13 protein-coding genes are annotated in these 16,674 nt (G+C 72.9%); 2 read left to right on the top strand and 11 right to left on the bottom strand.

The genetic code is table 11. The annotated features are described in order from the left end of the window. Positions 1-19: 19 nt before the first annotated feature. The 5 genes from pstS to CXY01_RS19500 form a co-directional block, all read right to left on the bottom strand. Entirely contained in the window at positions 20-1,135 is a 1,116-nt protein-coding gene (gene pstS / locus CXY01_RS19480; protein ID WP_146931104.1) for a phosphate ABC transporter substrate-binding protein PstS, read from the bottom strand. A 181-nt stretch (positions 1,136-1,316) separates the two neighbouring features. Then, a complete protein-coding gene (locus CXY01_RS19485; RefSeq protein ID WP_146931107.1) occupies positions 1,317-2,039 on the bottom strand; it encodes a response regulator in 723 nt (240 codons plus the stop codon). Next, a complete protein-coding gene (locus tag CXY01_RS19490; RefSeq protein WP_146931110.1) occupies positions 2,036-3,238 on the bottom strand; it encodes a sensor histidine kinase in 1,203 nt (400 codons plus the stop codon). Before CXY01_RS19490 ends, CXY01_RS19485 begins: the two co-directional genes overlap by 4 nt. A gap of 93 nt (positions 3,239-3,331) precedes the next feature. Then, positions 3,332-3,814 carry a DUF1269 domain-containing protein gene (locus CXY01_RS19495; RefSeq protein WP_146931113.1) on the bottom strand — a complete coding sequence of 161 codons (483 nt, stop codon included), beginning with the start codon at positions 3,812-3,814 and terminating at the stop codon, positions 3,332-3,334. Positions 3,815-3,849: 35 nt separating this feature from the next. After that, entirely contained in the window at positions 3,850-4,251 is a 402-nt protein-coding gene (locus tag CXY01_RS19500) for a DUF7144 family membrane protein (RefSeq protein WP_146931116.1), read from the bottom strand. A 221-nt stretch (positions 4,252-4,472) separates the two neighbouring features. Between CXY01_RS19500 and phoU the strand changes: the two genes are divergently transcribed. Further along, positions 4,473-5,138, top strand: coding sequence for a phosphate signaling complex protein PhoU (gene phoU / locus CXY01_RS19505; protein ID WP_146931119.1), 666 nt, complete (start codon positions 4,473-4,475; stop codon positions 5,136-5,138). Positions 5,139-5,265: 127 nt separating this feature from the next. Here phoU and CXY01_RS19510 read toward each other — a convergent pair whose 3' ends face one another. The 6 genes from CXY01_RS19510 to CXY01_RS19535 all read right to left on the bottom strand — a co-directional run bounded on the left by CXY01_RS19510 (position 5,266) and on the right by CXY01_RS19535 (position 16,158). Beyond that, positions 5,266-7,077: an alkyl/aryl-sulfatase gene (locus tag CXY01_RS19510; RefSeq protein WP_146931122.1), complete on the bottom strand. Its 1,812-nt coding sequence runs from the start codon at positions 7,075-7,077 to the stop codon at positions 5,266-5,268. Positions 7,078-7,187: 110 nt separating this feature from the next. Further along, the gene (locus CXY01_RS19515; RefSeq protein WP_146931125.1) at positions 7,188-7,928 is read right to left on the bottom strand and encodes a phosphoglyceromutase; all 741 of its coding nucleotides are present in this window, start codon (positions 7,926-7,928) and stop codon (positions 7,188-7,190) included. 48 nt (positions 7,929-7,976) lie between these two features. Then, on the bottom strand, positions 7,977-9,311 hold the full coding sequence (locus tag CXY01_RS19520; protein WP_246125500.1) for a glycosyltransferase: 1,335 nt from the start codon (positions 9,309-9,311) through the stop codon (positions 7,977-7,979). A gap of 63 nt (positions 9,312-9,374) precedes the next feature. After that, positions 9,375-9,758 carry a hypothetical protein gene (locus CXY01_RS19525; RefSeq protein ID WP_146931128.1) on the bottom strand — a complete coding sequence of 128 codons (384 nt, stop codon included), beginning with the start codon at positions 9,756-9,758 and terminating at the stop codon, positions 9,375-9,377. Between the two features lie 91 nt (positions 9,759-9,849). Next, positions 9,850-14,886 (bottom strand): glycoside hydrolase family 3 N-terminal domain-containing protein, encoded by a 5,037-nt coding sequence (locus tag CXY01_RS19530; protein ID WP_186813475.1) that lies wholly within the window; start codon positions 14,884-14,886, stop codon positions 9,850-9,852. A gap of 234 nt (positions 14,887-15,120) precedes the next feature. Then, positions 15,121-16,158 (bottom strand): lactonase family protein, encoded by a 1,038-nt coding sequence (locus CXY01_RS19535; protein ID WP_246125501.1) that lies wholly within the window; start codon positions 16,156-16,158, stop codon positions 15,121-15,123. A gap of 338 nt (positions 16,159-16,496) precedes the next feature. On the opposite strand from CXY01_RS19535, the gene CXY01_RS19540 reads away from it, so the two are divergent. Beyond that, positions 16,497-16,655, top strand: coding sequence for a heme biosynthesis protein HemY (locus CXY01_RS19540; RefSeq protein WP_146931138.1), 159 nt, complete (start codon positions 16,497-16,499; stop codon positions 16,653-16,655). The last annotated feature ends 19 nt before the right edge of the window (positions 16,656-16,674 follow it).

Consider the following 16,674-nt stretch of genomic DNA (forward strand, 5'->3'; position numbering starts at 1 on the left):
CGGGGTCGTGCGACGTGCGTCAGGCTGCGGCGGTGATCGAGTCGATCGCGGCCTGGACGTCGGTGCGGAGCGCGTCGGACAGCGGCGCGGACCCTGCGGCCTCCTCGGACGCGGACTGGCCCTCGGCGCTCACCACGTAGGTGAGGAAGCCCTTGACCAGGTCGGCCTGCTCGGCCGTCGCGTACTCGAGGCACGCGATCGAGTACGACACGAGGATCAGCGGGTAGGCGCCGGCCTCGGTCGTCTCACGGTCGATCTTGATGACGATGTCGCCGTCGGCGCGCTCCTCGTCCCGCGGGGAGGCGTCGACCGCGGCCGCGGCACCCTCCTCGGACGGGGCGACCCACTCCTCGCCGACCTTGATGCTGGCCACGCCGAGCGTGCCCACGGCGGAGTTGTCGGCGTACGCGATGGTGCCGTCGCCGCCCTGGACCGTCTGGATGACGCCCGAGGTGCCCTGCGCCGACTCGCCGCCCTCGATGGGCCAGTTGCCGTCGGCCTCGTAGGCCCACACGCCGCCCGAGGCCTTCTCCAGGTAGTCGGTGAAGTTCTTCGTGGTGCCCGACTCGTCGGAGCGGTGGACCGGCGTGATGGCCGTCGCCGGGAGCGTCGCGTCGGGGTTCTCCGCCGCGATCTCGGGCGCGTCCCACGAGGTGATCTTGTTGTCGAAGATCCCGGCGATGGTGGCCGCCGAGAGGTTGAGCTCGGTGACGCCCTCGAGGTTGAAGACGACCGCGATGGGGCTGATGTAGACCGGGATGTCGATGGCGCCCGTGGTGCAGACGCCCTTCGACTGCTCGATCTCCTCGCTCGTCAGCGCCGAGTCGGTGCCGGCGAACTGGACCGAGCCGTCGAGGAACTGGGTACGCCCGCCGCCGGAGCCGACCGGGTCGTAGTTGACGTTCACGTCGGGGTTGGCGCTCTGGAAGCCGGCACGCCAGGCGTCCATCGCCTTCTCCTGCGAGGTGGCGCCGGCGCCGTTCAGGTCACCGCTGAGCTCGCTGGCCTGCTCGGGGGCGCCGGACGTGCTGTCGCCGGACCCGGTGGGGTCGTCCGATCCGCAGGCCGCGAGGGAGAGGGCGACGGCGCCGGTGAGGGCGATCGCGCCGATCCGGCCGTGGAGGGAGAGCTTCACTGTGTTCCGTCCTGTCGATCAGGTGCGCACCGATGTGTGCGCGGCGACGCTGACGGTAGGAAGCGCACGTGACCGGGTGGACGGGATCCGGTGAACCACAGGTGAACGATGGCGGTACAGCCGGGCAGGGACACAGCCGCCCCGCCCCCCTGGTCGGTGGGCGGGGCGTCGGTGGGTCGGGCTACTCGCCGTCGTCGGCCAGCTTGTAGCCCAGGCCTCGGACCGTGAGCAGCATCGTCGGGTTGCCGGGATCGACCTCGATCTTGGCGCGGACGCGCTTGACGTGGACGTCGAGCGTCTTGGTGTCCCCCACGTAGTCCGAGCCCCAGATGCGGTCGATGAGCTGACCGCGCGTGAGCACCCGGCCCGCGTTGCGCAGCAGCAGCTCGAGCAGCTCGAACTCCTTGAGCGGGAAGGCGACCAGCTCGTCGCGCACCCGGACGGTGTGCCGCTCGACGTCCATCCGCACGGGTCCGGCGACCAGCAGCTCGTCGTCGTCCTCCTGGTCGGCCGGTACCGGGGCGCCGGCCCCCACCACGACCGACTCGCGCCGGCGCAGGACCGCGCGGACGCGGGCCAGCAGCTCGCGCGACGAGTACGGCTTGGTGACGTAGTCGTCGGCGCCCAGCTCCAGGCCGACCACCTTGTCGATCTCGTCGTCCTTGGCCGTGAGCATGATGACGGGCACGTCGCTCACCAGGCGCAGCCGGCGGCACACCTCGGTGCCGGGCAGGCCCGGGAGCATGAGGTCGAGCAGCACCAGGTCCGCGCCGAGCTCCTCGAACTTGCTGAGCGCCTCCGGCCCGGTCGCGGCGGTGACCACGTCGAAGCCCTCGCGCTCCAGCTGGTACGTCAGCGGGTCGCGGTAGGACTCCTCGTCCTCGACGAGCAGGATCCGGGTCATGACGCGCTCCGGCGCACGTGCGCTCCTTCGGTGTCCGTGACGGAGAGCTCCGTCACGGACGGGGTGGGCTGCTCCTCGGCACGCGGCAGCCGCAGCGTGAACGTGGACCCGCGGCCCGGCTGCGACCAGACGGTCACCTCACCACCGTGGTCCGCGGCGACGTGCTTGACGATCGACAGACCGAGCCCGGTGCCGCCGGTGTCGCGTGAGCGCGCGGGGTCCACCCGGTAGAACCGCTCGAACACGCGCTCCTGCTCGGCCGCGGTGATGCCGATCCCCTGGTCGACCACCGCGATCTCGACGAGCTCGCCCTCCGTGCGCACGCCGACGCCGACGTGCGACGCCTCCCCCGAGTACGCGACGGCGTTGTCCAGCAGGTTCCGCACCGCCGTGACCAGCAGGTCGTGCTGACCGAGCACCCGCGTGCCGCGCACCCCGCCGATGTCGAGCCGGACGTGCTTGGCCTCCGCGGTCGTGCGCGCGCGGTCGACGGCCTCCGACAGGACGGTGTCGACGTCGACCAGCCCGACCTGCCCGAGCGCGCCCGCCACCTGCAGCCGCGACAGCTCGATGATCTCGTGCACCAGCGCCGACAGCCGGGTGGCCTCCGCCTGCATCCGGCCCGCGAACCGGCGGACCGCCTCCGGGTCGTCCGCGGCGTCCTGGACCGTCTCGGCCAGCAGGGCCAGCGCACCGACCGGCGTCTTGAGCTCGTGGGACACGTTGACGACGAAGTCGCGCCGGATCGCCTCCAGGCGCCGCGCCTGCGTCAGGTCCTCCGCCAGCACCACCAGGTGGTCGGCGCTGACCTGCGCGACGCGCACCTGGACCATCAGCACGCCCGGGCCCACCGGCCCGCGCGGCACCTCGAGCACCTCGTCGCGGATCACGCCGTCCCGGCGCACCAGCGCGATGAGGTCGCGGATCGCCGCCGGAGCGACCCGGCCGTCCCGCACGATGCCGAGAGCGTGCGCCGGCGCGCTCGCCCGCACGACGTGGTCGGACTCGTCGAGCACCACCGCGGCCGAGCGGAGCACCGCGAGCGTGCGGACCAGGCCGTCGTCGAGCCCGGACGCCGCCTGCGCGGGGACCTCGCGCTGCGACCGTTCGCTCCACCGGAACGCCAGGGTCGCCCAGACCCCCACCAGCAGTCCGAGGCCGCCGGCGAGGAGGAGCATGAGCCCGTCGATCCCGTCCACGACACTCACAGTAGGTCGCTCACGGCGGTGTGCCGCGCAGATGCGGTCCCTGCGCGGCACACCGCCGTCGAGCGTTCACCGACTGTTCATCGGTCAGTCGAAGGTCTCCAGCAGCAGCGACCGCTCGGCGTCCGTGAGGTTCGTCGCGATGAGCGTGCTGTGCAGGCCGTGCATGCGCTCCCCCAGCCGGTCCATGTCGGCGTTCTCCGTCACGGCGCACAGCAGCGAGGTCCCGACGGTGATCTGGGCACGGATCTCGTCCAGCTGGCTCTCCGGGATGCCGACCGCGGACACCGCCTTGGTGATCGCCCCGGCGGCCGCACCCACGGCGACACCGAGCAGCGGGACGAAGAACAGGCCGCCGAACAGCAGGCCCCAGAACGCGCCCCAGCCGGTACCGCGCAGCTTGTCGTCGTGCGAGTGGTGCATCTCGGGGCGCTCGGCGCCCTCCGGCCAGCTGATGACCGCATGGTCGACGATCTTGACCAGACCGTCGCTCTGCGCCCCCTTCAGCGCCAGGACCGCCTTCTGTGCCCCGTCGGGGGTGTCGAACTTCCACGCCGTGAACGTCGTCATCGTCGTCCCTCTCCTCTCGGTTGTTCTGTCGTCGGTCAGCGGCTGGCTCGGGCGACCTCGTCCCCGTGGACCGTCAAGGCCCAGAGGATGAAGAAGTCGAGGACGATCGCGATCAGGGACCACCAGGGCGTCACGGGCAGCGAGACGAACTGCGCGAGCAGGTTCGCGATCACCAGGACGACCGCGACGACCCTCGCCCAGCCGCTGCCCGAGAACAGCGCGAAGCCGGCGATCACGAGCAGCACGCCGAGGAGCAGGTGCACCCAGCCCCACGACGAGATGTCCACGACCGCGACGCCGTCGGGCGACCAGGACACGACCGTCTTCGGGGAGAACACCGCCACCGCCCCGGAGATGATGTTGAACAGTCCCGAGACGAGGATCGCGAACGCCGCGAACCACACCCAGCCGACCCAGGCAGTGACCTTCTGTGCCATCGTGCGTCTCCTTCTGCCGGTTTCTCCAACAATCGGACGATCTCCTCGCAGGCTAGGGCTTGGCGCTGCAGGATGGGGAGGAATCGCCGCAGATCCCCGCCGCACGACCGACCTTCCTGAACGGCCGTCGTCCGTTCACCTGCCCGCGCCCGGGTGTTCACCTGCCGATGGCAGCCTGACGCTGCGCGCGGCACCTGCCGTCGCGGCACGAGAGGGAGCACATGCGGGACATCTTCGACGCCGAGCTGCACCAGCTGGGCGAGGACCTGGCGGCGATGAGCGGCCGGGTCGAGCAGGCCATCACCAACGCCGGCATCGCGCTGCTCACGGCGGACCTCGCGCTCGCCGAGTCCGTGATCGCCGACGACCTGGCCATCGACGCCATCGAGCGGGACCTGGACGAGCGCTGCGTGCTGCTGCTCGCCCAGCAGCAGCCCGTCGCCACCGACCTGCGGATCGTCGTGTCCGCCCTGCGGATGAGCGCGTCCCTGGAGCGCATGGGCGACCTGGCGCGGCACGTCGCCCAGGTGGCGCGCGGCCGGTACCCCCGGCACGCGGTGCCGCAGGCCCTGTCCGGCACGTTCGCCGAGATGCACGACGCCGCCGTCCGCGTGGCCCGCCGCACCACGACGCTGCTGAACAGCCGCGAGGTCCAGCTGGCCGAGAGCATCGAGCAGGACGACGACCTCCTCGACGAGCTGCACGAGGACACGTTCGCGGCCCTGCTGGGCGGCTCCTGGGCCGGTACCACGCAGGAGACCATCGACGTCACCCTGCTCGGCCGGTACTACGAGCGGTTCGGCGACCACGGCGTCTCCGTCGCCCGCCGGGTGACCTACCTGGTGACGGGCGCCGCCCGCCCGGAGCTGGACCGCTCCGCGACCTGACCACCCATCCACCGCGACGTCCGAGCATCACCTCGTCGGACGCAGCGGGACCAGGCAGACGACGTCCGAACAAGTGGTTGCCAGGGGGCTCACTTGCTCGGACGTCGTCGTTCCTGCCTGAGGCCTCCTACGGCGTGACGATCGGGAACGTGTTCGACGTCGAGTCGACGTAGGTCAGCAGGCGGCCGAGGGCTCCCTGGTCGCCGTCGAACGTGATGCCCTCCTTGTCCTGCAGGAAGAGCAGACGGACCAGCAAGGCCTTGGTGAGCGTGACCGTCAGGTCGCCGCCCCGGGCGTGCTCGCCCCGGTCCGCGTGGATGAGGGCGCCGTTGGACAGCTCGGTCCGGTAGGTGAGCCCCGCGTCGGTGAAGGTCCAGTCGATCGTCAGCCGCTCCGCGCCGGCGCGGGGGCCGTCGATGCGGATGGCGATCGAGTCGAAGAGCTGCGGGATCGTGAGCCCGCTGAGCACCTCGGGCGAGGACAGGTCCGGCGGCGGCGCGGCGGCTCGGCCGCGCAGCTCCCCGGCGCCCACCAGGTAGAAGTTGCGCCACGTCGCGTTCTCCGAGCCGTGGCCCAGCCGGGTCATCGCCGCGGCCAGCAGCTCGCGCGCGCGGGTCTCGTCGCCACCCCCGAACACCACGTGGCTGGCCAGCGTCGTCGCCCAGCGCAGGTCGTCCGTGTCCCCCGTCGCGAGCAGCGACTCGACGGTGTCGAGCGCCGGACCCACGCCACCCGCGAGGGCGACGATCCGGGCCCCCTCCTTCTCCGGCGGCAGCTCCCACAGGTGGGCCGGGTTGCCGTCGAACCAGCCGAGGTAGCGCTGGTACACGGCCTTCACGTTGTGGCTGACGGACCCGTAGTAGCCGCGCGCGCTCCAGGCCTGCGCGAGGCCCTCGGACAGCTCGAAGACCTCGGCGATCTCCATGCCGGTGAGGCCCTGGTTGGCGAGGCGGAGCGTCTGGTCGTGCAGGTACTGGTACAGGTCGCGCTGCGTGGACAGGAAGCTCGCGATCCGCTCGGTTCCCCACGTCGGCCAGTGGTGGGACGCGAAGACCACGTCGGCCTGGTCGCCCCACAGCGTGAGCGCCTCGTGCAGGTAGCGGGACCAGTTCCGCGGGTCCCGGACCTGCGCGCCACGCAGCGTGAGCAGGTTGTGCAGCGTGTGCGTCGCGTTCTCGGCCATGCACAGCGCCTTGCGGTCGGGGAACCAGACGTTCATCTCCGAGGGCGCCTCGGTGCCCGGCGTCACCTGGAACACCATCCGGACGCCGTCGACCGTCGCCTCGAACCCGGTCTCCTTGACGTCGACCGTCGGGGTGACCAGCGACAGGGTGCCCACCGAGTTGGTGGTGCCGAGCCCGCTGCCCACCTGGCCCTCGGGACCCGGGGCGAGGTCCGCGGCGTACATGTAGACGGCCCGGCGGGACATCGCCGCCCCGGCGTACACGTTCTCGGACACGGCGTGCTCGACCAGGCCCTCCGGCGCGAACACCGGGGCACCCTCCTCGATCACGGCCGCCATGCCGCCGTAGTGGTCGGCGTGCGAGTGCGTGATGACGACACCCGTCACCGGGCGGTTCCCGCGGTGCTCCCGGTACAGGGCGAGGGCCGCGGCTGCCGTCTCGGTGGCCGTGAGGGCGTCGACGACGATCACGCCCTCGTCACCCTCGATGAACGACATGTTCGACAGGTCGTACTGCCGCACCTGGTAGACGCCCTCGACGACCTCGAACAGGCCCCCGATCGCAGCGAGCCGCGACTGCCGCCAGAGGCTCGGGTGCACGGTGGGCGGGCAGTCCCCCGAGAGGAAGTCGTACCGGTGCGGGTCCCAGACGACGTTGCCGTGCGGGCCCAGCACCGGGTCGGAGGGGATGTCGGCGATCTTCCCCCGCTCGGCGTCGTCGAAGTCGGACGTGTCCTCGAAAGACGGGAGTGTCATGTTTCGGAGTCAACCATCCCGCCGCCACCCCCACCACCACCAGGGACGACGACGTCCGAGGACGTGAGCGTCACGGCGCTCACCTCCTCGGACGTCGGGAGAGGGACGGGTCAGCGGCCCTGGTTGGCGACCGCCTTGATCGCCTCCGCGGCGGCCTCCGGGTCCAGGTACGTGCCGCCCGGGTTGGTCGGCTTCAGCGTCTCCTCGTCGAGCGTGTAGAGCAGCGGGATGCCGGTGGGGATGTTGATGCCGGCGATGGTGCTGCTGTCCACGTCGTCCAGGTGCTTGACCAGGGCGCGGATCGAGTTGCCGTGGGCGGCGACCAGGACGGTCTTGCCGGCCTGCAGGTCGGGGACGATGTCCGACTCCCAGTACGGCAGCGCGCGGACGAGCACCTGCTCGAGCGCCTCGGCGCGCGGGATGGGCTCACCGGCGTAGCGGGGATCCGCGTCCTGCGAGAACTCCGAGCCCAGCTCGATGTCCGGCGGCGGGAAGTCGTAGGAGCGGCGCCAGAGCATGAACTGCTCCTCGCCGTACTCCTCGAGCGTCTGCTTCTTGTCCTTGCCCTGCAGCGCGCCGTAGTGCCGCTCGTTCAGGCGCCACGAGCGCTTCACCGGGATCCAGTGCCGGTCGGCGGCGTCGAGGGCGAGGTTGGCGGTGGTGATGGCCCGGCGCAGCAGCGACGTGTGCACGACGTCGGGCAGGACGCCCGCGTCCGTCAGCAGCGTCCCGCCGCGGACGGCCTCCGCGGTGCCCTTCTCCGAGAGGGGCACGTCCACCCAGCCGGTGAACAGGTTCTTGGCGTTCCACTCGCTCTCGCCGTGGCGGAGCAGCACGAGGGTGTAGGTCATGGGCCCATCCTGCCGCAGGGCGTCGACGCGGGCCGAGCCGTCCGGTGGTCAGACGCGCGAGGCCCGGACCTCGCCGGCCACCGAGTAGACCTTGAGCATCCGGTCCGCCGTGGTGTCCCAGCCGAACCGCTCGGCCACCTGGCGCGCGCCCACCGCGTAGCGCGCGCGGTCCTCCGACGAGGCCAGGACGTCGGCGATCACGTCGGCCCACACCTCGGGGTCGTGCCCGCGGACCAGCCGGCCGGACACGTCGTGGTCGACGATCGTGCGCAGGCCCCCGACGCAGGCGGCGATCACGGGGACCCCGCTGGCCTGGGCCTCGGCGGCGACGAGGCCGAACGACTCGCTGCGCGACGGCATCGCGACCACGTCGGCCGCGTGGTACCAGCGCGCGAGGGCGTCGCGGTCGGCCGGCGGGTGCACGACGACGTCGTCCGGGACGCCGGCGATGGCCGCGAGCGCCTGCAGCTCCTTGACCGCGCTGGACCGCCCCGACGGGCCGCCGAGCACCACGAGCAGCGGGACGGGCCGGCCGGTGGCCCGCAGCACCCCCAGCGCGCTGACCAGGACGTCCGGCGCCTTCAGGGCCTGCACCCGCCCGGCGAACAGCACGATCTGGCGGTCGGTGGGCAGCCCCAGCGCGCGGCGGGCGGCCAGCTGGTCCCCCGGCACGAACCGGTCCAGGTCCACCCCGGGCTCCACGACGTGCACGCGCGAGGGATCGGCGTGGTAGAGCTCGACCAGCTCCTCGGCCTCGACCGGGGTGCTCGCGACGAGCGCGTCGGCCTCCTCGACCAGCTGCTCCTCGCCGACCACGCGCTGGGTGGGCTCCGCGGTGTCGCCGGGGGCCAGCGACGCGTTCTTCACGCGCGCCAGCGTGTGCGCGCTGTGCACCAGCGGCACCTCCCAGCGGTCCGCCGCGATCTGGCCGACCTGGCCGGACAGCCAGTAGTGGGAGTGCACGACGTCGTACCAGCCGGGCCGGCGCGCGGCCTCCCAGCGGAGCACCCCCGCGGCCATCCCGCACAGCACTCCTGGCAGGTCGTTCTTGTCCAGCCGCTCGAACGGGCCCGCGGGCACGTGGTGCACCAGGATCGGCGGCGTCACGCCGGGACCGACCTCGTCGGCCAGCAGGACCGTGCGGGCGGCGTCCCCGACGATGGGCTGCCCGAGCGCGTCCGCCCCGGGCAGGAGCACCGTCTCCGGCTGGTCCGACGACGTCGCGCGCGTGAAGATCTCGACGCGTGCGCCACTGGCAGCCAGGGCGCGCGCGAGCTCGATGACGTACACGTTCATGCCGCCCGCGTCGCCGGTCCCCGGCTGGTCGAGGGGCGACGTGTGCACCGAGAGCATGGCGACGCGCGGGGCGTGCTCGAGTGTCACGGGTGCTCCTGTTCGCGGACGGGGTCTGCACCCATTCTCACGCACGGAGCCCGTACGGGCGCGTCACGGCTGGGTGGCGGCCTCCGCCGAGTGCGCGCCGGACGGACGCCGGCCGAACCGGCCCTTGAGGGCGCTCAGCCCGCTCGGCGGCTTGTAGTCGCCCCGGATGGGGAAGATGTTCCCGTCCGGGAGGAAGCCGCCCGCGGTCGACGGGTAGAAGGCGAGCTCCGGCCACATCGTCACGATCTCCTTGAGCCGGGCACCGCGCGCGAACGCCGCGGCCAGCTGGGGGTCGTTGCCGGTGTACGTCAGGGAGTAGTCGTGGTCCTGCACGACCGTCTCCCCGGTGGGCACCTCACCACGGCGGGGCGTCCACCCCCAGGGGCTCTGCGGCTCCTGGTGGTTCCGGTCCGGACCCTGCCGGTAGATGTCGAATCCGTTGCGCATCGCGGAACCTCCTCGTTCGTCGTCGACGACCAGAGGATCGGCACGTCGGTGCAGGTCCTGGAGGTGTGCGCGCCCGTGTCACCCGTTGGAGTCAGCGGACCACCAGCAGGTGCGGTGCGGCGACCCACGGCAGGTAGGTGCGATCACCCGCGTAGGTGACCACGACGAGGGAGGTCGTCGTGGACTTCGGCAGCGTCACCACCGCGGTCCCTCGCGCGTCGAGCGTGGCCGACCCGCGGCGCATGCCGTTGACCCAGACGTCGACCGTGCCGGTCGGGACGACGCCCGCTACCCCGCTCACCTGGACGTGGACGTCCTTGGGGTCGCCGCGGCGAAGGGTCCAGTCGGTGCCGTCGGTGCGGACCGTCGGCAGCGTCCGCGTCACGGTCAGCAGTGCCGCGGCCGAGGTCGAGCCGAGGACCGGGGGGTCGGCGGCCGGGGCACCCGCGTAGACCGCGGTGACCCGGTGCCGACCGGTGGCGACGTCGGCGGGGAGCCGGACCTTCGCGGTGCCGTCCGCGGCCAGCGGCACGGTGGCCACCGACGTGCCGTCGACGAGCACCTGGACCGGTCCCGTCGGCGACCCGCCCGTGACCGACACCCGCGCGGTCACCGGCTTGCCGAAGATCGCGACGGGCGAGGAGAGCGACAGCGTGGTCCGTGAGGCGACGGGCGGCGCGGTGGAGACGCCGATGACGTCCGCCAGCAGGTCGACCGCGCCGGAGGCGTCGCCGGACATGAGCGCGTGCTCGGCGTCGGCGGTGGTCCCGGCGTCCTCGGCGGCCGACGCGTCCTGGGCCAGGTCGCGGACCAGGGAGACGACGACGCCGGCCGCCGCAGCGGTGTCGCGGTCCGTGCCGTCCAGCTCCGCGGCCGCGGCCGCCAGCAGCCGGACCGCCTGGCCCGTGCGCGCCGGGTCGAGGGCCGAGCCGTCCCAGACCTGGGCGTCGAGCACGGCCTGGACCGCGTCCCGGGCGTCGCCCGCGGGCAGGGTGGCGACGAGCGCCGTCAGCCGGTCGCGCTGCGCGTCGGTGCGCAGGCCCCAGCCGTACGGGAACAGCGGCGCGTAGGTGTCGTCGCCGACGTTGACGGGGACCTGCTCCGCGCTGGCGGGCCAGCTGACGGGCAGGCGGCCGGTGAAGGGCTGCGTGCCGAGCAGCACGTCCGCGACGCCCGCGCCCTCGGTGCCCGGGAGCCACGAGGCGACGAGCGCGTCGATCGCGCCGAGCTGGTCGGTGACCAGCTGCGGGCGGCCCGAGACGACGAGCACCGCGCACGGCAGCGCGCCGCAGACGGTGTCGATCGCGGCACGGTCGGCCGCGCTCAGGCTCAGCGACTTCCCGTTGTTGCCGACGTCGCCCTGCCCCTCCGCGTAGGGCGTCTCGCCGACCACGACGATGCCGACCTGCGCGTCGCCGACGGGCGCCGACGCGTCCTTGGAGTAGATGACGGACGAACCGGCCGCTTGGATCCCCTCGAGGATCGACGTGCCCGGCGTGATGTCGCCCGAGCCGCCCTGCCACGAGATCGTCCACCCGCCCGCCTGGTTGCCCAGGTCGTCGGCGTTGGAGCCCGCGACGTAGAGCGGGGTGCCCGCGGCGAGCGGCAGCAGGCCGTCGGCGTTCTTCAGCAGCACCTGCGACTTCGCCGCCGCCTCGCGCGCCACGGCGCGGTGCTCGGCGGACCCGACGTCGGCCGCCTGCGACCGGTCGGCGAACGGGGCGTCGAACAGGCCGAGCGCGAACTTCTGCGCCAGGATCCGCCGGACCGCGTCGTCGACCCGCTCCTGAGCCACGTCCCCCGAGCCCACCTTGGCGGTGATCGCGGTGATGAAGGCGCCGAAGTTGTAGGGCGCCATCGCCATGTCGAGGCCCGCGTTCACGGACCGCGCCGCCTTGTCGGCGTACGTGCCGCCAGGCAGCTTGTCGATGCCCTCCCAGTCGCTGATGAGGAAGCCGTCGAAGCCGAGCTCGTCCTTGAGCAGGTCCGTGTTCAGCTCACCGTGCTCGTGCATCCGGATCGGGTCGGCGCCGGCGACCGAGACCGCCGAGTACGACGGCATGATCGAGCCGACGCCCGCCTCGATCGCGGGCACGTACGGGTCGACGTGCAGCCGCCTGAGCTCGTCCAGGCTGTCGACGCGCGTGATCCCCTGGTCGATGGGGTAGCCCGAGCCCGCGAGCGCCGGGTCGTACGAGGTGCCGCCGTCGCCCACCCAGTGCTTGGCCGTGGCGAGCACCTTGTCCGGTCCCGAGATGTCGCTCGGGTCGCTGCCCTGCAGGCCGACGACCGCCGCGTCCGCCATGGCCGTCACGAGCGCCGGGTCCTCCCCGAACGACTCGTAGGAGCGGCCCCAGCGCTCGTCGCGCGTCACGCACAGGCACGGGGCGAACGTCCACGGCACCCCGGTCGCGCGGACCTCCTGGGCCGTCGTGCGCTGGACCTCCTCGACGAGGTCCGCGTCTCGCGCGGCGCCCAGCCCGGAGTTGTGCGGGAAGACCGTCGCGCCCACCACGTTGTTGTGGCCGTGCACGGCGTCGACCCCGTAGATCAGCGGGATCTGCAGCCGCGTGGACAGGGCCTGGCGCTGGAAGCCGTCGATCATGTCCGCCCAGCCGGCGGCCGTGTTCTGGGCCGGCACGGAGCCACCACCGGACAGCACGGACCCGAGGCCGAGGTCGGCGATCTGCGTGGGCGACTGGAGGCCGAGGCGCTCGGCCTGCGTCATCTGGCCGACCTTCTCCGCGAGCGTCATCCGGCCGAGCAGGTCCTCGACCCGCTCGTCGGTGTCCTTCGTCGGGTCGAGGTAGGCGGCGCCGACCGCGTTGAGGACGACCCGCGGGCTGGTGCCGACGGCCGCCCCCGTGGCCGTCAGGTCCACCATGAGCGTGCGGGCGTCGTCGACCGCGTCGGTCGCGTGCGTGACCACGTCGATCGTCTGCGTCGCGCCCGACTCGGTGCCCGCGGCGAACGTGAGCGTGCCAGCGAACGCGTCGTAGTGGGTGCCGGCGACGGCGGTGCCGGCACCGTTCTCGTAGGCGACGGTGACGTCCGCCGGCAGCGGCTGGCCGTCCGTCGTCGTGAGCGTCACCGGGACCTGCGCCGTCTCGCCCGGGTCGACCAGGACCACGTCGCTCGAGGACACGGTCGCGGTCGGAGCGGGAACCGCGGAGCCGTAGAGCTGCACGTCGTCGATCGCCCACGACACGGGGGTCGCCGTGCCCGGCACGAACGTGACCGCGTAGCCCCACGCGGACGTCAGGTCCAGGGTGCCGTTGCGCGTCGCCGCGTCACCCGGCTGGTAGCCGCTCAGCGTGAACTGGGAGAACGGGAGGTCGACGATCTTCCAGCGGCTGCCGTCGGTGGACCAGTTGTCCTTGAACGTGGCCGCCCACACCTCGGAGTGCTCGCCGTCCGGGCCGCCGTCCTTGAGCTCGACCTTGATGTCGTCGCCCGCGGTCGGGGAGGCCGGACGCGTCGGCTGCGAGGCGTACCAGGCCAGGCGGATGCCCCGGAACGAGCTCCAGTCCTGCCCGGCCGCCAGGTTCTGGCTGTAGCCGCCCCACCCGCCCGACGGGATCTGGTAGTCGCCGGACAGCACGTGGTTGCCCGCCGGGACACCCTCGCGCTCCTGCTCCGTCACGCCGAGGCGCACCAGGTCCGCCGCCGAGCCCCACGTGAAGATCCCGACGGTCGAGCCGGGCTCCGCCAGGGGCACGTCACCCTCGGCGTCCTCGATCGTGCTCACCCGGTCGTACAGGCCCAGGTCGTCGAACGTCCACGCGCCCGCCCCGAGGTCCGTCAGCGTCACCGCGAACCCGGTGCTCGCCGACGGGTCGAAGCGCGCGTCGGAGGCCGGGTTGCCCTTGAGCCGCAGCTGCGAGAACGCCACGTTCACCTGGCGCCACCCCGCGGTGTCGTCCGTGACGCTCCGCTCGAACAGCTGGCCGTTGCTCTTCAGCTCGTACCGGAGCAGCCCGCCGCCGCCGGTCCCCAGGAACCAGAAGGTGAAGCCGTCGTGCGCCGACCAATCGGTGGCGGCGATGTCGTGCGTGAAGCCGAACCAGTCGCCCGCGGCCGGCTCTCCCCCGACGGTCGCGACCAGGCCGTTGCCGCCGCGGTCCACCGGACCCGTGGACAGCACGGGGGTCACCGGCGCGCTGATGCCCCACGTGGTGTACCCGGCCGGGACGCCGGCCTCGTAGTCGTCGAGCACCGTGACGCCACCGACGTCGGGCAGGTCGCCGTGCGGGGTGATGGTGACGATGCTCGTCGTCCGACCGCCCAGCACCAGCCCGTCGGACGGCTCCGACAGGGTCAGCTCGACCGTGCGCACCTGGCCGAGCGGGCCGTGGTCGACGGTCGGCACCGTGACCGTCGCCTCGATCGTGCCGGCCGGGAACGTGACCGTCTCGTCGACGGCCGTGTAGTCCGTCCCCGCCACACCGGTCCCGCCCGTCGAGCGCACCCGGACGGTGGTGTCGGTGTCCGCGGCGGTCGCCAGGATCACCGGGACCGTCGCGTCGTCACCCGCGGGGACCGTCGTGCCCGAACCTGCGAACGCGACGGCGGTCTGCGTGGCCGTCCCGTAGACCTCGAGGGAGAAGAGCGAGTAGCCGTACCAGTGCGGGCGGGCGGGATCCCAGTCGAAGCTGGTCCGCTGGTTCATCTGCAGCCGCACGTAGCGCGCGTCCGTGGCGTCGAACGTCACGTCGTCGGTGCCGCCGTCGCCGGCCGCCTCGGTGTGCACGGTGGTCCACTCGTCCGGGGCGGTCGCCACCTGCACCTCGTACCCCGCGGCGTACGCCGCCTCCCACGCCAGGACGACGTGGTCGACCGACGCCTCCGCGCCGAGGTCCACCTGGAGCCACGCCGTGAACTCGACGTCCTCGTCGGGGCCGTTGCCGCTGGCCCACCGGGTGGCCGGGTCACCGTCGATCGCCGCGTCCGGCGGGAACGTCCCGTCACCGTCGGACTGGAACACGTCCGCGCTCGCCGTACCCGTCCGGGCCAGGTCACCGGGTGCCGCGGCGGCCGGCTGGGCGAGCCCGACCAGCGTCAGCGGCACGACCAGCGCCAGGGCGGCAAGGCTGGCGGGAAAGGCGTTCAGACGGTCGGCTCGGCGCACGTTCGCTCCCTGGTGACATGGCCGTGCCCCATTGCGCAGCCACTGCCCGCGCGCGTCCGTCAGAGCCTCGTCGCCCGGCCGACTCGTGCGGTTCTCGCCAGACAATCACAATCACTTACAGGGCGGTAAGTCGAGATGATCACGATTTGGTAACGGGCTTTTCGGAGGAATGCCCCGCCCCGTGGGGCGTGTACCCCCGCTCAGGCGTCGACGGGTCCGTCCTCGTGACCGCCGTCACGCGGGCAGCACGCAGGTGGGCGACGGGAGCGCCAGCGTGCTGACCACCGCGCCGTCCCCGTCCAGGACCGCGAGACCGCTCGACACCTGCTCCGCGACGACCGTCCACCCGTCGACCACGTCGAGGTGCCGCGGCCACGCACCGGGCAGCGGGTGGTCGGCGACCGGGTCGAGGAGCCCGTCGGGGCGGATCGTGAACCGCGCGAGCACGTCCGACGCCCGCACACCCACCAGCAGCTGGTCCCCGTCGCGCACGACGTGCGACGGCAGCCGGCGCTCCCGCGCGGGGACCGTCGTCGCAGGCACGGTCTGCACCACCGTCCCGACCCCGCGGTCCCAGGCCAGCACCCGGACCGTCACGTCGAGCTCACCGACCACGTACGCGAACCTGCCGTCCGCGCCGAACGCCACGTGCCGCGGACCCTTGCCCGCCGGCAGGACCGCGGCGATGCCGTCCTCGACCAGGCGCCCGTCCTCGCGGCGGTACCGGCGGATCTCGTCGGTGCCCAGGTCCACCACCAGCACGAACGCGCCGCTCGGGTCGAGGGCGACGAAGTGCGCGTGCGGCGACTCCTGCCGGTCCTCGTCGGGACCCGCCCCGACGTGCCCGAGGACCTGGGCGGGACCCTGCGTCGCGAACCCGCCGTCCTCGTCCAGCGGCAGCACACCCAGCGTGCCCGAGGAGTAGTTGGCGACGAGCAGCGTGTCGCCGTCCACGTCGAGCTGCAGGTGGCAGGGGTCGGCGCCGCCCGACGGGACCGTCGCCCGGTGCACCAGCGAGTCCCCGACCACGTCGAACGCGCTCACCGTGCCGTCCGTCTGCTCGTTCGCCGCGTACAGGACCGAGCCGCCGGCCGTCTTGCGCAGGGCCAGGAAGCTCGGCGACGGGGTCTCCACCACCTGCCGCGCGTTGCTCAGCGCACCCGTGGCGGGATCGAGGTCGACCCGCCAGATCCCCTCCCCCCGACCGACGGGCGTCCCCGCGCCGGCGACGGGATAGGTACCGATCCACAGGGGTGTCTGCTGAGCGCTCACGGTCCCGGAGCCTACGGCGCGCCGCACCGACCGGCACTCGCGCACCCGCGCACCCGCGCACCCGCGCATCCGCGCATCCGCGCACCCGTGCATCCGTGCATCCCCCGGCAACGTCCGACGATCCGGTCGCCCTGACGACCCGATGCTCGGACGTCCGGCACTCCTGGGCGGGACGCCCGACGATCTGGTTGTCAGGGCGACCGGATGCTCGGGCGTCCGGTGCTCCTGGGCGGGACGCCCGACGATGTGGTCGTCGGGGCGACCGGATGCTCGGACGTCGTGGGGCTCCGGGGCCTACAGTCGGGTCAGCACGGGTGGCTCCAGCGAAGGTGGCGACGATGACCGACGAGAACCCTGCCGCGTCGAGCCGCTACACCGTGCTCCCGGAACGGGTCCCGCTGGCGGACACCATCGCCAGCGTGGAGACCGATGCGGCACCCGACCCGCTGATGGGCCGCGACACCGAGACGGAGTTCATGCTCCGCAACGCCGGCTGACCGCACCCCGAGCGCGAGG

The sequence above is a fragment of the Cellulomonas xylanilytica genome (assembly GCF_007989805.1).
Taxonomy (GTDB): Bacteria; Actinomycetota; Actinomycetes; order Actinomycetales; family Cellulomonadaceae; genus Cellulomonas; species Cellulomonas xylanilytica.